This is a genomic window from Acidovorax sp. 69 (assembly GCF_002797445.1).
Taxonomy (GTDB): domain Bacteria; phylum Pseudomonadota; class Gammaproteobacteria; order Burkholderiales; family Burkholderiaceae_C; genus Acidovorax.
In genome coordinates, this window is sequence record NZ_PGEP01000001.1 from 3,183,531 (window position 1) to 3,203,240 (window position 19,710).

The following is a 19,710-nucleotide window of genomic DNA, read 5'->3' on the forward strand; positions in this document are numbered from 1 at the left end:
ACTGACGTCGAAAGAGTTTCTGGATGCAATGCTACTTGAGCTGACGCCTTATTTGAGGGCCTTGTAGCGCATTCGCTTGGGCTTCGCGCCTTCTTCACCCAGGCGTTTTTTCTTGTCTGCTTCGTACTCTTGGTAATTGCCGTCAAAGAACGTCCACTGGCTGTCACCTTCTGCCGCCAGGATGTGGGTCGCAATACGGTCAAGGAACCAGCGATCGTGGCTGATAACCAACATGGTGCCCGCAAACTCCAGGAGCGCGTCCTCCAAAGCCCGCAAGGTTTCCACGTCCAGATCGTTCGATGGTTCATCGAGCATCAGCACGTTGCCACCCGCAATCAGGGTCTTGGCCAGGTGCAAACGACCGCGTTCGCCGCCGGAGAGCATGCCGACCTTCTTTTGCTGGTCGCCGCCATTGAAGTTGAAACGACCGCAATAGGCACGGCTCGCCATCTGGAACTTGCCGACATTGAGGATGTCAAGTCCGCCGGACACGTCTTCCCACACCGTCTTGTCATTGGACAGGTCATCACGGTGCTGGTCCACGAAGGCCATCTTGACGGTGGAGCCAATGACGACCTCCCCCGAATCCGGCTTTTCCTTGCCGGCAATCAGCTTGAAGAGCGTGGACTTACCGGCGCCGTTGGGGCCGATGATGCCGACGATGGCGCCCGCAGGAATGTTGAAGCTCAGGTTATCGATCAACACGCGGTCGCCAAAGGACTTGGTGACGTTCTTGAACTCGATCACCTGGCTGCCCAAGCGGTCAGCCACAGGGATGAAGATTTCGTTCGTTTCGTTGCGCTTTTGGTATTCGTAGTCGCTCAATTCCTCAAAGCGGGCCAAACGGGCCTTGCTCTTGGCTTGGCGAGCCTTGGGGTTCTGGCGCGACCACTCCAACTCCTTCTTCAGGGCCTTGGCGCGGGCTTCTTCACCCTTTTGTTCGGCTTCCAGACGTGCGCCCTTTTGGGTCAGCCAGTCAGAGTAGTTGCCCTTGTAGGGAATGCCGGATCCACGGTCCAGTTCCAGAATCCACTCAGCGGCGTTGTCCAGGAAGTAGCGATCGTGGGTGATAGCGACCACAGTGCCCGAGTAACGCTGTAGAAACTGCTCCAGCCAGTCCACCGATTCGGCATCCAAGTGATTGGTCGGCTCGTCAAGCAGCAGCATGTCGGGCTTGGACAGCAGCAGGCGGCACAACGCCACGCGGCGCTTTTCACCGCCGGACAACACGCCAATGTTGGCGTCCCAGGGTGGCAGGCGCAGCGCATCGGCGGCGATTTCGAGCTGGTGCTCGGAGTCTGTGCCTGCCGTCGCAATGATCGCTTCCAGTTCGGCCTGCTCTGCGGCCAGGGCGTCAAAGTCAGCGTCTTCGGCACCGTAAGCGGTGTAAACCTCCTCCAGGCGCGCCTTGGCAGCAAACACCTTGCCCATGCCCGCTTCCACGCTCTCGCGCACCGTCTGCGTAGGGTCCAGCTGAGGTTCCTGGGGCAGGTAGCCGATGTTCAAGCCGGCCATTGGGATGGCTTCGCCTTCGATTTCCTTGTCCAGGCCCGCCATGATCTTCAGGAGGGTGGACTTGCCCGAACCGTTGGTCCCCAGCACGCCAATCTTGGCGCCCGGGAAAAAACTCAGGGAAATGTCTTTCAAGATCTGCCGCTTGGGCGGCACGATCTTGCCGACGCGGTTCATGGAGAAAACGTATTGAGCCATTGAATGTCAAACCTGCAAAAGTGAGCAGAAATTCTGCGTGCAAACCGAGATTATCGGGCCATGCGACAATACCCACCGTAGCGGGCTCCAGTTGCCCGTCACATCAGCACACTGCTGGGGACGAAAGAAGCGACGCTTCTGGGCTCCCAATCCTGAACCTCATCAGCCTGAGACTGGCTCGGCGACCCCCCGGTTGCACGACAGGCCGATACCCAGCGCCCCGGACGGGCGCATCCAAAGACATGACATTTGACGAACTGAATCTGGCTCCAGCCATCCTGAAGGCCGTGCACGAAACGGGCTACGAAACCCCCACGCCCATTCAGGCCCAGGCCATTCCCGCTGTTCTTGCAGGCCACGACCTGCTGGCCGGTGCGCAGACTGGCACCGGCAAGACTGCCGCATTCACCCTGCCCATGCTGCACCGCCTCTCCTTGAGCGCGGCCCCCAAGAACAAATTCGGCGGCAAGGGCATCCGCGCCCTGGTGCTGACCCCCACCCGTGAATTGGCCGCCCAAGTAGAAGAGTCCGTCCGCGAATACGGCAAATACCTGGACATCAACTCCACCGTGGTCTTCGGTGGTGTGGGCATGAACCCGCAAATCGACCGCATCAAGCGCGGCGTGGACATCCTGGTGGCCACCCCTGGCCGCCTGCTGGACCTGCAGCAGCAGGGCTTCCTGGACCTGTCCACAGTTCAGGTGCTGGTGCTCGACGAAGCCGACCGCATGCTCGACATGGGCTTCATCCACGATGTGAAGAAGGTGCTGGCCCTGGTGCCCAAGGACAAGCAAAGCCTGCTCTTCTCGGCCACTTTCAGCGATGAAATCCGCGACCTGGCCAATACCCTGCTCAAGAACCCGCAAAGCATCCAGGTCACGCCCAGCAACACCACGGTGCAGCGCATCACCCAGGTGATCCACCCTGTGGGCCGCGGCAAGAAGAAACAGGTGCTGCTGCACATCATCCAGCAGCACAACTGGAGCCAGGTGCTGGTGTTCACCCGCACCAAGTTCGGCGCCAACAACGTGGCGGAGTTCCTGACCAAGAACGGCGTGCAGGCCATGGCTCTGCACGGCAACAAGAGCCAGAGCGCCCGCACGCAGGCCCTGGCTGGCTTCAAGAGCGGTGACATCCGCGCCCTGGTGGCTACCGACATTGCAGCGCGCGGCATCGACATTGATGACCTGCCTCACGTCGTCAACTATGAAATTCCGAACGTCTCGGAAGACTACGTACACCGCATCGGCCGCACGGGCCGGGCTGGCGCCACCGGTGAAGCCGTGAGCCTGGTCTGCATGGACGAAGAAGGCTTCATGATGGACATCGAGCGCTTTACCAAGCAGCAGATCCCTGTCCAGATCATCGAAGGCTTCGGCCCCGATGCCGGCGAGAAGGCCGAGCCCATCGCCATGGGCCGCCAGACGATCTGGGGCGGCGCAGGCAAGCCCCCGAGCCGTGACGTGATGCAGGCGGCCGCCAAAGCCGCCCGCAGCGAAATGATGGAACGCATCCGTACCAACAAGGCTGGACAGGGTGCTGGCAGTGGTGGCAATGGTGGCGGCGACCGTGGGCCCCGCCCTGCTGGCGGTGGCAATGGTGGCGGCCGTGGTGGCCGCGCTGGTGGTGGTGCGGCGGCTGGTGGCGGCAATGGCCCACGTAGCGGCCGTGCCGGTGGTGGTGGTGGTGGCCAAGGTGGCGGCGCACGCGCCGGTGGCCAGGCCCCTGCACGCGGACGCTCCGGTGGCGGCGGTGGTGGTGGCTATGAAGGCGGCAATCGCTACGATGATTCGCAACCTCCACGCGCCAACGCCCACCTGGGCACGCACATGGGCCACGCCAATCCGGGCAACCGCAGCTCCGGCCATACGGGCGGTGGCCAGCCCGACCCGATGCGCACCAGCGTGGACAGCATGGGCGGCGGTGGACGCCGTGGCGGTGGTGGTTATCGTGGCGGCAATGGTGGAGGAGGCGGCTATGGCGGTGGATCAGGCGCGGGTGGCGGTGGTGGCCGGGGCAACGGGCCTCGTGGGCCGGGCGGTCCTCGCGGCTCTTTTAACCGCTGAACCTGACAACCCTGGAGATGGCGCGGCACTGGCAGCTCAGGCTGCACCAGTTGCCTCGCCACATCCCCGGTCAGACAACCAGGGCGCACCCATCGTACATGTGCTTCACGCCCGGGATCGCCGGGCGCCTGCACTGAACCATCCCTGCCTGCAACTACACGCGGTCGATTTTGCCAATCTGCCGGCCCTGCCACCGGTGGACGATGTCTACATCACCTTAGGCACCACCATCGCCGCGGCAGGCAGCCAGAGTGCCTTTCGTGCCGTGGACTATGACGCCGTGCTGGCCACCGCCCGCGCAGCGCTGGCCGCTGGCGCCAGCCGCTGTGGTGTGGTCACGGCCATGGGCGCCAATCCGCATTCGCACATCTTCTACAACCGCATCAAAGGCGAGGTCGAGCGCGACCTGCAGGGTCTGGGCTTCACCACACTGGTCATTGCCCGGCCTTCCCTAATGCTCGGCGAGCGCCAGGCATTGCAGCAGGCCGCACGCCCGGCCGAGTCCCTTTCCATCCAGATATTCAAGTGGCTGGACCCGATCATCCCCGCCAACTACCGCGCTCGACCAGGCGCTGATATCGCGCGCGCCCTGGTTCATGCCGTACAGTCAAGACCGCCTGGACTGCACTTGCTGTCGGGTCGCGAGCTGCAGGCACCCTGACCAGAGCCGGCGGCATTTTTCCCTGCTGCTGCCTGCCGTCATGCGCCCCAACGACCTGCCCCAACCCTTGGCCACCCTGATGGTGGCCACCTGCAACGTGCTGAACCTGGCCAATCCAGGGCGCATGTTCTATGAAAACCAGGACCCCTACAGTGCCGCCGAGTACGAGCGCAAGATCACTTGGCTCGGCGAGCGCTTTCGCATGCTCAATGCCGATGTTCTTGCCGTGCAGGAAGTCTGGGACGATGCTGCCTTCAAAGGAGCGCTCGGTCGCGGCAGCATGCGCTATGACTTCGTTGCGGTTCCTGGCGCTGAAAACGATGCCACCCACAACGGAGCGCATGGCACGCCCCGTGTAGGCATCGCGACACGGCTCAAGGTAGAGGCGTTGCAGTCATTTCCTGAGTACCCCCCAGGCTTTCAGGTAGAGATACCCGGCATCGGTCAGTACACCCGCTTCGAGCGCCCACCCCTGGTAGCGACCCTGCGCATGAAACATGGGCAAACGCTCAATGTACTGACCGCCCACCTCAAATCCAAGCGCCCCAAATTCCTGCAGGATGCGCAGGGCAATCCCACCGAGGATCGCGACGACCGCAAGGTGATGGCGCTGGCCTCGTTGCGCTCGTTGATCATGCGGGGCGCCGAAGCCATGGCTTTGCGCTGTCTGGTCATCGACTTGCTGCACCGTACCCACATCCCGCTGGTGGTGCTGGGTGATTTCAACGACACCCCAGACAGCGTGACCACCCAGCTCATTTGCGCCACCACCGAGGTCGCCTACGACCGGTCGGCCAGGGATGTCGCTCTGTTCAACGCCTACGACCTGCAGGGTGACGCCGCATTAAAAAAAGACGTGGCGTACTCGCACATTCACCAGGGCGCTCCCTATGTGCTGGACCAGATTTTGGTCAGCGAAGAGTTCATGGCGACCGGGCGCAACAGCGTGGGCGATGTTCGCAGGGTGGATTACTTCAATGACCATTTGCACGAAGGGCGGGACCGCACTCGCTCAGACCATGGTTTCGTGCGCGCCCTGCTGCGCCTGAAAATGGAAGCACCACAACCATCAGCGGGTTCTGATCCAACGCTGTTGCCATAAAACTCGACACGGCGCCGTGTCAATCATCGCTTTGCAACGGGATGTACGCTGACACAGGCCCAAAGGTCCGCGCAGGTAACATCAACCTAACATGCGCCCCCGCGCGGCTCCCATTGGCAGAAACAACCATGACCCTGCACACACTCCTCCGCCGCACCTCAATCTCCACTGAGGCACAGCCTGCAACGCCCTTTGCTAGGCGCTTGCACTGGAAAGCCTCCTTCACGCTCACGGCACTGTTGCTGGCGGCATGTGGGAGCACCCCGCTACCTCCCTGGCCATCTTCCTCCACCGCCCAGCGACCCAATGCACCAGCGCCGTTGCCGCGTGTTCAGCAAGGTGCGGCGGTGCCCAAGCCGCTGGGCCAGTTGCAACAGCCGCAGTCTGCCGCGATTGCCAGCCCCCTGCCGCCGCCTGCGCCCCTGGTTGTGCAAAACGAAGGCCCGATGGCTCCCCCGTACGGAGCCGCCGTTGCCGCACGATTCCCTAATCCTCCAACGTCTTACAGCACCCCTGGGCTGGGCCTTGAGCGCCGTGCGTTCACCACCAACGCAGAGCTGGGCCAATGGCTGAGATCCTTGACGGACACAGCACCCAAGAATGGCACTCGTACCAAATTGCTCGACATCGGCATGTCGCAACGCGGTGAACCCATTCAGGGGCTTCTAGTTACCCGTGCCAAAGGTACAGACCCAGCCAGCCTGGACGCCAGCGGCCGCCCCACGGTGGTCTTGATTGGCCAACAACATGGCGACGAACCCGCGGGCAGCGAAGCCCTGCTGGTGATCAGTAGCGAGCTGGCCCAGGGCCTGCTGGAACCCCTGCTCGACCGCATCAATGTCGTGGTGGTGCCCCGCGCCAACCCCGACGGAGCGGAGGTCAGCACCCGCGTCACGGCCAATGGTGTGGACATGAACCGCGACCACCTGCTGCTAAACACCCCTGAGGCCCGCGCCCTGGCCCAGGTCATCAATGACTACCGCCCCATCCTGGTGGTGGACGCCCACGAATACACCGTGGTGGGCCGCTACCTTCAGAAGTTCAACGCTATCCAGCGCTACGACGCCCTGCTCCAGTACACCACCACGGCCAACTACCCCGAGTTCCTGACCAAAGCCTCTCAGGAGTGGTACCACCAGCCCATGGTGACGGCGCTCAAGGCCCAGGGCCTCACCAGCGACTGGTACTACACCACCTCCACCAATCCGCAGGACAAGCGCATCTCGATGGGTGGCACGCAGCCAGACACGGGGCGCAACGTCAACGGCCTCAAGAACACCGTCAGCCTGCTCATCGAGACACGCGGCGTCGGCATTGGCCGCATGCATATTCAGCGCCGCGTGCATTCTCAGGTCATCGCCATCACAAGCGCATTGCGCACCACCGCAGAGCGGGCTGCCAATCTGGAGCAGGTGCGCTCGTTTGTGGCACGCGACGTCAGCGCCCAGGCCTGCCACGACCAAGTAGTGGTCGAGGCGGCGGCAACACCCACTCAGCGCGACCTGGACTTTCTCGATCCCGACACTGGGGCGGATCGTTCCATCCGCGTGGACTGGAACTCCTCGCTGACTTTACGCGCCACCAAATCACGCGCACGCCCCTGCGGGTACTGGCTGGCAGCAGGCTCTACCGCCGCAGTGGAGCGCCTGCGGCTGCTGGGCCTGCAAGTCATGCGCGTGGCAGAACCGGGTTCCATGCTGGCCGAAACCTACCGGGAAACCGCTCGTGAAATGGGCGACCGGCAGGACGTGATCGGCACTATCGCTGGCGGTGCAGGCATTGTGCGGGTACAAGTGTCAGCGGTGCGCAGTGCCATCGACGCCCCCGTAGGGAGCTTCTATGTGCCGCTGAACCAGCCCCGCGCCAACCTGGCCGTGGCTGCACTGGAGCCCGACACTCAAAACAGCTATTTTGCCAACCGGCTAATCGAAGACCTGGGCCAGGCCGCACGCGTCATGGCGAATCCTGCACTGGTGTTTGAAGAGACCGACTAAACAAACCCGCGCGTGCGCTGTGCTGTACTGGGCTTGCGGGTAGACGGGTCGATCTGTTAGCGGCGGAGTTTCCATCCATGATTGACCGGCACCACTGGCCCACGCCGAACGGTTAAAAGCTTCCATCATGCGAGAGGAATGAGGCTGGTACTACCGCAGCACTCCCATCAACATCGTCCAGAGCGAACAGTTTCGCCCCAAGCTCCTGGCAATCAACCCCAACAACCAAATTACCGCCAACGTGGACCACGCGTTGGTCGAGGGCAGCGCATCGATGTCCGTCTTCGAAAACAGTGCCATCTTGCATCGAACTGGCCGAGAAAACCGGCCGCTCCTGCTCCACCGACCTGGGCGAGCGGTATTCACCAATGCATTGGCTGACGAAGCAGATGGGCGGCCTGGAGCCCATGTCATTGCAGAACGGATATCTCAGGGACTACGCATCCGGGAAGGTGCCATGGCCATTGACCGCTATGACAAAAAGCAAACCGCCTCTACGGGGTTCTCGAAGGCCAGCTGGAGCGCACTGGCGCCTATGGGGGAGGTGACGAGATTCGATTGCCGACACCGCCAGCCTGCAGGCTACATTCAGGCCAACGCACAACAGGCGCGTTCTATTCTCACCACACAGTCAAATGCTACCAAATATATAGCAAACACTGCTTATTCAACATGCACCAGGAGTCATTTTCACTTGAATCATGCCTGCCCATGAAGCGGCGCAGGTGCCGTGCTCCGCGCATCGCGCGCCTGGGTTCTCTCCAACACATGGCGTGATATAGACTGGGCCAGCGCCTCGTCGGCAAGAAACGCCACGGTGCTGCTGCACTCTTGCACCAGCCTGCGGGCTTCATCCTCGCTGTGGCTTCGCACCACGGTCTCAATGGCGGGGTTCAGCGTCAGCGCAGTGCCAATGATCTGTCGCACATTGAGGGTATCGGGGGTGGCAATCACCAGCATGGCGGCACGGGCGATGTGCGCCTGGATCAACACGGCGGGGTCCACCGCATCCCCAAACACGGCCGCAATGCCATCGGCCCGCAACGACTCCACCAGCTCCCGGTTCTGCTCGGCCACCACAAAAGGGATGTCATTGGCTGAAAGAACATGGGCCACACGGCGACCCACCCGGCCATAGCCGACCAAGACCACCTGACGGGCCAGATACCGCGAATCCGTGCTCATCGGCAGCTCTGCCAGCGGGTCATCCCGCTGCTCCAAACGTCGCGCCAACGCAGAGCGGGCACGCAGCCAGTCCTGGAGCGGTGCAATGGCATGAAAAAGCAAGGGATTGAGCGCCATCGAAATCAGCGCACCAGCCAACACCAGGCTACCCCCCTCGGGCGGCAAGAGCCCCAAAGACGAGCCCAGGGCCACGAGGATGAAAGAAAACTCACCAATCTGCGCAAGACTTGCCGACACCGTGAGCGCTGTGTTGAGCGGATAACGAAATGCCAGTACCAGCGCGGCGGCTGCCAGCGTCTTGCCGACCATGATGATCGCGACCACCGCCAGCACTTGCAAAGGCCTTTCCCACAGCACGGCAGGATTGAAAAGCATGCCCACGGAAACAAAAAACAGCACGGCAAATGCATCACGCAACGGCAGCGATTCGTGCGCTGCACGGTGGCTGAACTCCGATTCACGCATTACCATGCCCGCAAAAAAAGCCCCCAATGCGAACGACACACCGAACAAGGCAGCCGATCCGAAAGCGATACCTACGGCAGCGGCAACCACGCACAACGTGAACAACTCACGCGAGCCGGTACGCGCCACCTGCCATAGCACCCAGGGAAACAAGCGGCGCCCCACCACCAGCATCAGGGCTACAAAACCACCCACCTGAAGCAGCGTCCATCCCAGAGTGCGCCATACCTGCGCTGCATCCGGCTGATGCACACCAGCGCCGCCCCCCAGCCACCCAGCCAGCGGGGGCAAGAGCACCAACACCAGCACCATGGCCAGATCCTCCACCACCAGCCAACCCACCGCAATGCGACCCGTGTAGCTGTCCAGAATGCCCAGCGTTTCCAGCGCTCGCAGCAACACCACCGTGCTGGCCACAGACAACGAGAGCCCAAACACCAGAGCCCCACCCAGGCTCCACCCCCACCAGGTGGCCAGCGCCATGCCAAGCGCCGTGGCCACCATCATTTGCACCACCGCCCCGGGGACGGCAATCTTGCGCACTGCCAGCAAATCACCAAAAGAGAAATGCAAGCCCACCCCAAACATCAGCAACATCACCCCGATCTCGGCCAGTTGACTGGCCATGGCTGCGTCCGCAACAAATCCCGGCGTAAACGGCCCAATGACCACGCCCGCCAAAAGGTATCCCACCAGCGCAGGCAGGCGCAGACGTGTCGCCAGGAATCCTAGCGCCAACGCCAGCCCGAGGGCTGCAGCAACGGTGTGGATAAGAGTGACGCTGTGCGGCATAAAAAAGTGGCTGATTGGGACGGCGCCGTGTGCGCCTGCACACAACCTCGTTATAACCGCATCCCTGCCCACACCGCGAAATCAGAGAGGCCGCCCGCAGAATTGGGGTGGCCATGGCGGGTATGATTCAACCCCTGCGACAAAGCAGTGGCGGAGTACTTCACACAGCAAGTACGCGTCACTGCTGAAAGCTTTTCTGCCCGTAGCTCAACTGGATAGAGCAATAGCCTTCTAAGCTATAGGTCGGGGGTTCGAGTCCCTCCGGGCAGGCCAAAACAGACCTCCACACAGCCTCACAACCTCTCAGAACCCGCACGTTTCCTAGCGTTGCGGGTTTTTTGTTGTCTCAGACCATTTCACTGCGTACCATGACATACCAACAAAAAGTTGGTACTTCTGCCGGTATCTCTGCATACCAACTCAGCAGATATCAACAACAGGGGTAACCTCGAAAAGCGCACTGCCATCCACACCCTGGACGACCTTTGGCGGAGAGTTGGCAACCTTGCCAAACATTGGCCGTGCTGAGGCTGTGCTGGCCGCCAAGACCGCCGCAGGACGCCGCGACCGCCTTAACGTGACGCAGGCCGCGCAGCTTTCAGCAATCACCCGGCACGCCCCAAAGACCGCAACCGTGCAGGCCAACACAGACCACGAACGCTGCATTGACCGCACCGAGGCCCACGACCTGCACGTTTGGAGCGACTGAGCCTAAGGACACCATCATGACCATCAAAACATGCACGATGTGGACGCAGCAAACGCAACAAAAGCACAATAGGACGTAACGCGAAATTGCTCGCGTGCGTGAAGTCATATTCTCGATTGGTATCCAAACGGTATCCACTCAAAGCACGTTTGCGCAAGGCTACGCCGCGCGAATTGAGCGAACAGTACGCGCGCGTGTGAACATCTATCCCATGACCCCCAAGACCATCAAGCCACACACCCGCCTGGAGCACATCGAAGTGGACACCCCGGATGGCCCGGTGCGGCTGCTCGTGAAGCGGCACTACGACGCCAGTAACATCAGTGGGAGCGTTTATGGTCTGGACTGGTGGCGCACACCTGAAACGCCGAAGATGGGACGCGTGCGACGGGTGCTGAATGCCCTGCTACGACCTGATAAAACCTGACTTTGCCAGCCGTGCATGCAGGCCAGCCCTGTTATCAAAAGTCATGGTTGCAGCCCATGGCAAATCACATTCAACACCCGCTTGAGCTACAGCCCGTTTAGGCAGTGCATCACCGTGACGCCATCCAATCCAATTGACGACCCCGACATGAAAGCTATTCGGGAGATGCTGGAGGCACTTACAAACGAGGAACTTGACACCTTCCTAAGCCTGCGCATCTCGTTTAAACCAGAATGTCCGCGCGAAACGCCGACGCGACTACGCGCTCAGACAGAACCTGGCGCAGGAGATTCTGGAACGCAGGCGATTGACCCCAGCAGCGCCAGCGGGAAGCGCGAAGCAGCATCACCACCCACCAGCCCCAGGCAACTGCCGAAGCCGCTGGTACGAAAAGAAGCGGTACGCAGTACGGTGCGCGCGGAATCGACCGCGCAACTGCTGCTGCGGTAGAGGCGGCACTCCTGCATACCCTTCCCCATGGCCTGCATGGTGGGGGATGGCATGCATCTGAACCTGAAAAACCTGAATTTTCGGAGCAGTACGCCCGCGCGCGCGCGAGGAAAGCGCTCTACGGTGCGGGCGGTGGGTATATCTGCGTTTTCACGCAGATGGCCGCCGAACCCTTGTGAAAACCTTATGGAAACCTTGCTGTTTTGTTTTACGCGGAAACAAACTGATGCCCAGCGACTCGCCGGAGTTGATAGCTTGGCGCACATGGCTGCCAAACCCAGACACCAAGCCTTTGCGGACTGGCGATGTGTGGCTACAAAGTGCAAACCACCGTACCGCTGGCTACACAGCGGCTACACGGTGCAGAAAACAAAAAACCCCGCTATTTTTTGGATAGCAGGGTTTTTTACTGTACTTGGGGTGGCTGATGGGGCTCGAACCCACGACAACAGGAATCACAATCCTGGACTCTACCAACTGAGCTACAGCCACCGTAGCTTTGTATTATAGCCTGGGTTTTCAGCCCAAAAGCCAATTCAACTAATTTTCTAAAATGCCCTGCGCTACAGCCTCGGGGCGAGGCGTCTTGATCTGCACTTTGAAGCGCTGTTTGAGCAATTCGTAGTAAGCCATGCCTTCGGCGGTCGTCAACCACTGCACGTACTGCTGACGCTCCTGCTGCGCGCGCTGCGCATCCGGCGTCTGGCGGGGCACCACGCGATTAACCTTGACCACCATGTAGCCCGTCGCCCCCAAGTCCACGCCAGTCCAACCTGGCAGGGCATCCGCAGGAGCGCGCAAGGCAGCGTCGATCACAGGGCGCGGCAGGTTCTGATTCTGCTCGCGCGACACCTCCGTCGCAGCAGCGAGGCCCGTAGCAGCAGCGGGGGTTGCCCTCCAGGTAGCTAGCTTCGCTTCACCCTCCTTGCGTGCCAGTTCTGCCGATTTTTCAGCCACGTAGAGCGCTCGTACACGGACACGCACTTCTTCCAACGGCAAGGTGCGTGCAGGGGTGTAGGTCGTCACGCGGCCTGCGGCCATCTGGCTGGGGCCCACTTCGACAGCCTCTGTATTGCGCTTGTTCTGTACCGAATCCGAAGCGAACAGTGCTTCCAGGAACTTGGCACTTGCCAAAGGCCCTTTGGCACCAGGCACCGGCGTGCGGGTCACGCCCGCAGCCGTCTGCACCTTGAGCTTGAGCTTCTCAGCCACCGGCTGCAGGCTGTCTGCCTGCTCATACACGCCATTGGTGAAGGACTCCGCCACTTCGGCAAATTTTCGCTGGGCCTGCTGCTGCTTCAACTCGGCTTCCATCGAAGGACGCAGCTCCTCAAACGTGGGCTGGCGAGGCGTCTTGATGTCGGTCAGTTGGATGATGTGATAACCGAAGTCGGTTTCCACTACATCGCTGATCTCGCCCTTCTTCAGAGCGAACGCCGTCTCTTCAAAGGGCTTGACCATGGCACCACGGGCGAAGAAGTTGAGATCCCCCCCGCCACCGCAGAGCCCTTGTCGTCAGAAGACTTCTTGGCCACGTCAGCAAAGCTCGCAGGCGCCTTGCGTACCTGAGCCAGCAGTTCGACAGCCCGGGCCTTGGCCTTCTCACGGTCCGCAGCCGGAGCGTCCTTGGCTGCATTGATGAGGATGTGACTCGCGCGGCGCTCTTCCTTGGCTGTCATCCGTGCCACGTTTTCCTTGTAGTACGTGCGCAGATCATCGTCGCTCAGGGTGATGGCAGCACGCACGCTATCGATGTCGAGAACCACGTACTCCACAACCGCTTGCTCCATTTGCTGGAACTGCGCGGGGTGTGCCTTGTAATAGGTTTCCAGATCCACATCCGTGGGCGTGACCTTGCTTGCAAAGTCAGTGGCGTTAAAGCGTGCTACCTGGATTTCACGCCGTTCGTACAGGGCATCCAGAGCGAGTTTGACCTGCGCATCCGTGCCAAAGGCCGAACTCATCACACCACCCATCACTTGATTCACAGAGATATCGCGGCGCACATTGGCCTCAAAACCAGCGGGCGTCAGACCTTGACTAGCCACCAAGGCCCGATAGGCTTCTGCATCCAGCGTTCCGTCTGCACGCTTGAGCCCTGCAATGGCGGGGATTTCTTGCAGGCTGCGTGCCAAGCGCGAATCACTGGTGGCGAGGTGCATCTTTTGCGCTGCAGCGGCCAGCACACGATCACGCACCAGACGCTCAAGCGTGGCATAACGCGCGCTGGGTGTATCCAGCAATTTAGGATCGACCGTGGGAGACTGCGCGCGAATACGGTCCGTCTCCATGCGGTGCGCATTGTCCCAGTCTGTCTGCTTGATGTTGTTGCCATCAACACGCGCAACCACCGGGCTCTTTTCAGAGAAGTAGTTGCTGTCAATGCCTACCAGTACAAACGAAGGAATGATCAGCAAGAACAAGAAGATCATCACGATCTTGGAGTGCTTGCGGATGGATTCAAACATGGTCGATCTTTCAGGGGCAAAAAACAAAAGGCGAACTTGCGTTCGCCTTTGTTCGGTGATGGTGGGTCCTGACGGTCTCGAACCGCCGACCTACTCCGTGTAAAGGAGCCGCTCTACCAACTGAGCTAAGGACCCCACCTAAACTTGATCCTCAGTTCAAGGCATCTTTCAATGCCTTGCCAGGACGGAACTTCGGAACTTTAGCAGCTTTGATTTTAATCGTATCGCCGGTACGGGGATTACGGCCAGTACGAGCAGCACGCTTGCCTACAGCGAAAGTACCAAAACCGACGAGCGACACCGTGCCGCCCTTCTTGAGAGTCTTCTTCACAGCCTCGATCGTGGATTCCAGAGCACGCGCAGCAGCGGCCTTGGAGATGTCGGCGTTGGTAGCGATGTGCTCGATCAGTTCGGTTTTGTTCACAAGAAGCCTCTCGGAAAAGAGTTAATGGAATGTCTCGATGGTGTCTGGTCTTCACACGTCTGACAGCACAGCCAGAGGCTGGTGGAGAACAAACGGGGGAATGACTGGCATACACAGCAGTGGCTGCTGCATCAGATTAAAGCCATCGAGTTTCAGAGTGTCAATACAACACGCTGTTTTGAGACAGCGTTGCGGTGAATTCTAGTCGCATTTCACGCTGCGACAGGGCTTGCAGGCGGGTTTTGTCTCAAACACGCCGTATGGGCAGCATTCCGTATTGACACCCTAATTCCAGCAACACTCAAACAGCCCAAAGTGCCTCTGCGACCGCCTTGCCGACATCCTGCGTACTGGATGTGCCTCCCAGGTCGGGGGTGCGCGCGCCCCCGCTTTTCGGATCAAGAACGGACTCGATGGCAGCCAGCACGGCGTCGTGCGCGGCGCGGTAGCCCAAGAAGTCAAGCATCATCGCGCCGCACCAGATCTGGCCAATGGGATTGGCGATGCCCTGCCCTGCGATGTCCGGCGCGGAGCCATGCACGGGCTCGAACAACGAGGGCATGGTTCTTGTGGGATTCAGGTTGGCACTGGGCGCAATACCGATGGTGCCGGTGCAGGCCGGCCCCAGGTCGCTGAGGATGTCGCCAAACAGATTGCTGGCCACCACCACGTCAAAGAAGTCAGGGCGCTGCACAAAGTGGGCCGTGAGAATGTCGATGTGAAACTTGTCCACCTTCACATCGGGATACGACTTGGCCATCTCGGCCACGCGCTCATCCCAGTAAGGCATGGTGATGGCGATGCCGTTGGACTTGGTGGCGCTGGTCAGGTGCTTCTTGGGGCGCGACTGGGCAAGTTCAAAGGCGAACTTGAGCACGCGATCGACCCCATGGCGCGACATCACCGTCTCCTGCATCACGATCTCGCGCGGTGTGCCTTCGTACATGCGGCCACCGATGCTGGAGTATTCGCCTTCGGTGTTTTCGCGCACGATGAGCATGTCGATCTCACCAGGCAGCCGGGGCGATCCGTCGCGCCGCACCACGGGAGCAATCACGCCGGGCATGAGGCGTGCGGGACGCAGGTTGATGTACTGGTCGAACTCGCGGCGAAAAAGCAGCAACGAACCCCAAAGTGAGACGTGGTCCGCAATCTTTTCGGGCCAGCCCACGGCACCGAAGTAAATGGCTTCGTGACCGCCGATCTGCTCCTTCCAGTTGTCGGGCAGCATCTTGCCGTGCTTCTCGTAGTAGTCCCAGCTCGAAAAGTCGAAATGATCGAAGTGCAGGTCGATGCCAAACTTGCGCGCTGCCACGTCCAGAACGCGCAGCCCCTCGGGCATGACTTCTTTGCCAATGCCGTCACCGGCAACGACTGCAATGCGATGCTTCGCCATTCAAATGCTCCTGAAAATATAGCTAAAAGCGCTTATGGATAAGGCGCTGGCGGCACAAAAGGACTGAAATTATTTGACGCGGGCCCGAATTTCCGGGAGCGCCTTCTGCAGGTAATACACCATCGACCAGACCGTGAGCACGGCCGATGCCCAGATGAGCCATGTACCCCACACTCCCGTGTCGATCGCTCCGAACAAGCGTCCGTCGTACAGCAGGAAAGGGATCGCCACCATCTGCACCGTGGTCTTGACCTTGCCGATCATGTGCACGGCCACACTCTTGCTGGCACCGATCTGTGCCATCCATTCACGCAGGGCGGATATGGCGATCTCGCGACCGATGATGATCAAGGCCACAAACACGTCCGCCCTCTGCAGATGCACCAGTACCAAGAGCGATGCGCAGACCAGGAACTTGTCGGCCACCGGGTCCAGAAATGCGCCAAAGGACGAAGTCTGGTTCAGCTTGCGAGCGAGGTAGCCGTCCAGCCAATCCGTGGCGGCAAACACCACAAACATCACGGTAGCGATCAGGTTGCGCGTGGCCGGGTCCATTGGTGCATAGAACACCCCCACGATCAAAGGTATCGCGACGATGCGCGTCCAGGTCATCAAGGTGGGGATAGTCCAGAACATGGCGGCAATTGTGTCACGCCACGGCGGTGGCGCTATCAACAAATAAGGCTTATCGCAGAGCCCGGTAAATCTCTTCGGCCAACTCGCGCGAGATGCCATCCACCGTCACCAAGTCTTCCACACTGGCCGCAGCCACGCCGCGCACGCCACCAAACCGCTGCAGCAGGCGCGCCCGCTTCTTGGGCCCCACGCCGGCAATCTCCTCCAGCTGCCCGCCGCCCACGCGCACCTTGGCCCGGGCAGCCCGCATGCCCGTGATGGCAAAGCGGTGCGCCTCGTCGCGAATCTGCGCCACCAGCATGAGCGCCGCCGAGTCCTTGCCCAGGTAGACCTTCTCACGGCCGTCGGCAAACACCAGCTCTTCCAGGCCCACCTTGCGGCCCTCGCCCTTCTCCACGCCCACGATACGGGTCAGGTCCAGCCCCAGCGCCGTGAACACCTCGCGCGCCACGCCCACCTGGCCTTTGCCGCCATCGATGAGCACCAGATCGGGCAAGCGCGCCTGGCCCTTGGGCCGGGCTGCTGCCTGTGCCTCGGGGGATTTCGCGTAGTCAATGCCCCCCTCTTCACGCTGCGCCTCCACGACCTTGCTGTAGCGGCGCGTGAGCACCTGGCGCATGGCGGCGTAATCGTCGCCGCCGGTGATGCCCTCGATCTTGTAGCGGCGGTATTCGCTGCTCTGCATCTTGTGGTGGTGGAACACCACACACGACGCCTGCGTGGATTCACCCGCCGTGTGCGAGATATCAAAGCACTCGACGGTGAGCAGGTCCAGGTCTTCGGGGGGCAAATCGAGTGCCTCGACCAACGCACGCGTGCGGGCCTGCTGCGAACCCTCTTCGGACAACAGACGGGCCAGTTGCAGGTCGGCATTTTTCTGCGCCATGTCCAGCCACGCGCGGCGCTGCTCGCGCGGCTGGTGGATGGCGTTCACGCGCAGGCCACTTTGTTCGGTCAGCGCATTCAGCAAGCCCTTGCCCACGGGCACACTGGTCACCAGCAACGGGGGCACGGGCACGCCGATGTAATGCTGGGCGATGAAGGCTTCGAGCACCAGCGCCTCCACGGGGCGGGCGGGCCTGGCCGGGGCGGTGACCGCGTCCTCGCCACCCTCCACGCTCTCCACAGCATCGGCACTGTCGGCCCCCTCTTCCGCATACACCGCTGCAGCGTCTTCCACGTGCACCGGGAAGTAAGGCCTGTCCCCCAGGTGGCGACCACCGCGCACCATGGCCAGGTTGACGCAGGCGCGGCCGCCTTGCACGCGCACAGCCAGGATGTCCACATCCTTGTCATCCACCGTCTCGATGGACTGCTGGTGCAGCACGCGCGACAGCGCCTGGATCTGGTTGCGCACCTCGGCCGCCTGCTCAAATTCCAGCTTGTCCGAGTGCGCCATCATGCGCGCCTCCAGCGCCAGCAGCAGCTCCTGCGTTTCGCCGCGCAGCAGCGCCTCGGCATGAGACACGTCGGCGGCATAAGCCTCAGGCGAAATCAGGTCCACGCAAGGCCCGGTGCAGCGCTTGATCTGGTACAGCAGGCAGGGCCGTGTGCGGTTGGCAAACACCGTGTCTTCGCAGGTGCGCAGTCGGAAGACCTTTTGCAGCAGCTGGATGGTTTCCTTCACCGCCCAGGCGCTGGGGTACGGGCCAAAGTAGCGGTGTTTTTTATCCACCGCGCCCCGGTAATAAGCCATGCGCGGAAACACCTGACCCGGCGCATCGCTCCGCGTGTGGGCGCCCGGCGTGCCGGTGATCTTGAGATAGGGGTAGCTCTTGTCGTCACGGAACAGGATGTTGAACTTGGGGTTCAGCGTCTTGATGAGGTTGTTTTCCAGCAGCAGCGCCTCGGCCTCGGAGCGCACCACCGTGGTCTCCATGCGCACGATCTTGCTGACCATGTGGCCGATGCGGGTGCCGCCATGGTTCTTCTGGAAATAGCTGGACACCCGGCGCTTGAGGTTGAGCGCCTTGCCCACGTACAGCAGCGCATCCTGCGCGTCGAAATAGCGGTACACGCCCGGCAGCGCGGGCAGCGCAGCCACCTGCGCGAGGAGTTCTTCGGAATGCACATCAGACATGGCGCGTATTGTGGCCTCGGTCGCGCCAGGGGTCGTCCACTATGAAATAAATAGCTGCTAGCGCTTATTTAACCTGCGCTAACGGCCATTTTCATCACAAAACCCTTACCCGATCGGTCACTCCGCCTCGATCTTCGAGGTCTTCACCACCTGCGCCCAGTTGGCCAGATCGGCCTTCACCTTGTCACCCAGTTGCGCAGGGGTCTGGTAGTCGGCCGTGGCGCCCTGCTCTTGCGCCTTTTGCTGGAAGGCCGGGTTCTGCACCACGGTGCGAATGTCGGCCGTGAGCTTGTCCACCACGGTCTTGGGCACGGCGGCCGGGGCAAACACGGCAAACCACGACGTGGCATCGACCTTGGGATAGCCCGCCTCGGCGGTGGTGGGTACGTCGGGCAGGCTGGGCAGGCGCTGCTTGCCGGTCACGGCCAGCACGCGCAGCTTGCCGCTGGCAATGTGCGGCATGAACGGGGGCGCGGTGCCAAAGGTCAGGTCCACCTGGCCGCCCAGCAGGTCCTGCAGCGCAGGGCCGGTGCCTTTGTAGGGCACGTGGACCATCTTGATGCCACCCTGCTGCTCCAGCATGGCACCCGTGACGTGCTGCAGCGAGCCGTTGCCCGACGAGGCGTAGTTGAGCTTGCCGGGGTTGGCCTTGGCGTAGGCGATAAGTTCTGCCAGAGATTTCACGGGCAGGTCGTTGCGCACCACGATGATCTGCGGGGCGGAGATGACGTTGGCCACGGGCTGGAAGTCGCCCTGCTCCCACTGCTTTTGTTTGGTGATGTGGGGCGAGATGACGTGGTAGCCCGAGTACTGCATGAGCAGGGTGTAGCCATCCGCCTCGGCGCGCTTGACGGCGCTGGCCGCAATGTTGCCGTTGCCCCCGCCCTTGTTGTCCACGATGACCGACTGGCCCAGCACCGGCGCCAGGGCCTGTGCCAGCATGCGGGCCGACAGGTCGGTGGTGCCGCCTGCGGCGGTGGGCACCACCATGGTCACGTTTTTGGTGGGGTAGGTGCCCTGCGCGCCCGCGTGGCCGATGAAACCTGTGGCCAGTGCGGCCAGGGCCAGGGTGGTGAACTGTTTACGGGTGGTTTTCATGAAAGCGATGTCTCCGTTGTCGTTGTTGTGAAAGGCGTGAAATCCAG

At 61.3% G+C, this 19,710-nt stretch carries 14 protein-coding genes, 3 tRNA genes and 1 pseudogene; 8 read left to right on the forward strand and 10 right to left on the reverse strand.

From position 1 onward, the window contains the following. Positions 1–48: 48 nt before the first annotated feature. On the reverse strand, positions 49–1,710 hold the full coding sequence (ettA, locus tag CLU85_RS14545; RefSeq protein ID WP_100410888.1) for an energy-dependent translational throttle protein EttA: 1,662 nt from the start codon (positions 1,708–1,710) through the stop codon (positions 49–51). 242 nt (positions 1,711–1,952) lie between these two features. Here ettA and CLU85_RS14550 point away from each other — a divergent pair, with 242 nt between their 5' ends. The 4 genes from CLU85_RS14550 to CLU85_RS14565 all read left to right on the forward strand — a co-directional run bounded on the left by CLU85_RS14550 (position 1,953) and on the right by CLU85_RS14565 (position 7,533). Continuing rightward, entirely contained in the window at positions 1,953–3,776 is a 1,824-nt protein-coding gene (locus tag CLU85_RS14550; protein ID WP_100410889.1) for a DEAD/DEAH box helicase, read from the forward strand. Positions 3,777–3,876: 100 nt separating this feature from the next. After that, the gene (locus CLU85_RS14555; protein ID WP_232727832.1) at positions 3,877–4,437 is read left to right on the forward strand and encodes a nucleoside-diphosphate sugar epimerase; all 561 of its coding nucleotides are present in this window, start codon (positions 3,877–3,879) and stop codon (positions 4,435–4,437) included. 40 nt (positions 4,438–4,477) lie between these two features. Next, a complete protein-coding gene (locus tag CLU85_RS14560; RefSeq protein ID WP_100410891.1) occupies positions 4,478–5,539 on the forward strand; it encodes an endonuclease/exonuclease/phosphatase family protein in 1,062 nt (353 codons plus the stop codon). Between the two features lie 128 nt (positions 5,540–5,667). After that, complete coding sequence (locus CLU85_RS14565; protein ID WP_100410892.1) at positions 5,668–7,533, forward strand: M14 family metallocarboxypeptidase; 1,866 nt, start codon at positions 5,668–5,670, stop codon at positions 7,531–7,533. 699 nt (positions 7,534–8,232) lie between these two features. Here CLU85_RS14565 and ybaL read toward each other — a convergent pair. Continuing rightward, positions 8,233–9,975, reverse strand: coding sequence for a YbaL family putative K(+) efflux transporter (gene ybaL, locus CLU85_RS14570; protein WP_100410893.1), 1,743 nt, complete (start codon positions 9,973–9,975; stop codon positions 8,233–8,235). Positions 9,976–10,171: 196 nt separating this feature from the next. On the opposite strand from ybaL, the gene CLU85_RS14575 reads away from it, so the two are divergent. The 4 genes from CLU85_RS14575 (at position 10,172) to CLU85_RS23025 (ending at position 11,561) form a co-directional block, all read left to right on the forward strand. Beyond that, a tRNA-Arg gene (locus CLU85_RS14575) sits at positions 10,172–10,248 on the forward strand. Positions 10,249–10,480: 232 nt separating this feature from the next. Further along, positions 10,481–10,684, forward strand: coding sequence for a hypothetical protein (locus CLU85_RS14580; protein WP_100410894.1), 204 nt, complete (start codon positions 10,481–10,483; stop codon positions 10,682–10,684). A gap of 211 nt (positions 10,685–10,895) precedes the next feature. Beyond that, positions 10,896–11,111: a hypothetical protein gene (locus CLU85_RS14585; protein ID WP_100410895.1), complete on the forward strand. Its 216-nt coding sequence runs from the start codon at positions 10,896–10,898 to the stop codon at positions 11,109–11,111. 114 nt (positions 11,112–11,225) lie between these two features. Next, complete coding sequence (locus CLU85_RS23025; protein WP_232727833.1) at positions 11,226–11,561, forward strand: hypothetical protein; 336 nt, start codon at positions 11,226–11,228, stop codon at positions 11,559–11,561. Between the two features lie 416 nt (positions 11,562–11,977). On the opposite strand, the gene CLU85_RS14595 is transcribed toward CLU85_RS23025, so the two are convergent. From CLU85_RS14595 to CLU85_RS14630, 8 genes and pseudogenes are all read right to left on the reverse strand, one after another. After that, positions 11,978–12,053, reverse strand: a tRNA-His gene (locus CLU85_RS14595). A gap of 48 nt (positions 12,054–12,101) precedes the next feature. Beyond that, positions 12,102–14,029, reverse strand: a pseudogene (locus tag CLU85_RS14600) (SurA N-terminal domain-containing protein). 59 nt (positions 14,030–14,088) lie between these two features. Further along, positions 14,089–14,164 (reverse strand) — tRNA-Val (locus CLU85_RS14605). A gap of 16 nt (positions 14,165–14,180) precedes the next feature. After that, positions 14,181–14,453, reverse strand: a complete 273-nt coding sequence (locus tag CLU85_RS14610) for an HU family DNA-binding protein (protein WP_056164954.1) — start codon at positions 14,451–14,453, stop codon at positions 14,181–14,183. 301 nt (positions 14,454–14,754) lie between these two features. Continuing rightward, positions 14,755–15,849, reverse strand: a complete 1,095-nt coding sequence (locus CLU85_RS14615; protein ID WP_100410897.1) for a tartrate dehydrogenase — start codon at positions 15,847–15,849, stop codon at positions 14,755–14,757. Between the two features lie 69 nt (positions 15,850–15,918). After that, the gene (gene pgsA, locus CLU85_RS14620; protein ID WP_100410898.1) at positions 15,919–16,485 is read right to left on the reverse strand and encodes a CDP-diacylglycerol--glycerol-3-phosphate 3-phosphatidyltransferase; all 567 of its coding nucleotides are present in this window, start codon (positions 16,483–16,485) and stop codon (positions 15,919–15,921) included. Between the two features lie 49 nt (positions 16,486–16,534). Further along, the gene (gene uvrC / locus CLU85_RS14625; RefSeq protein ID WP_100410899.1) at positions 16,535–18,565 is read right to left on the reverse strand and encodes an excinuclease ABC subunit UvrC; all 2,031 of its coding nucleotides are present in this window, start codon (positions 18,563–18,565) and stop codon (positions 16,535–16,537) included. Positions 18,566–18,682: 117 nt separating this feature from the next. Beyond that, entirely contained in the window at positions 18,683–19,663 is a 981-nt protein-coding gene (locus CLU85_RS14630) for a tripartite tricarboxylate transporter substrate binding protein (RefSeq protein WP_100410900.1), read from the reverse strand. Between the last annotated feature and the right edge of the window lie 47 nt (positions 19,664–19,710).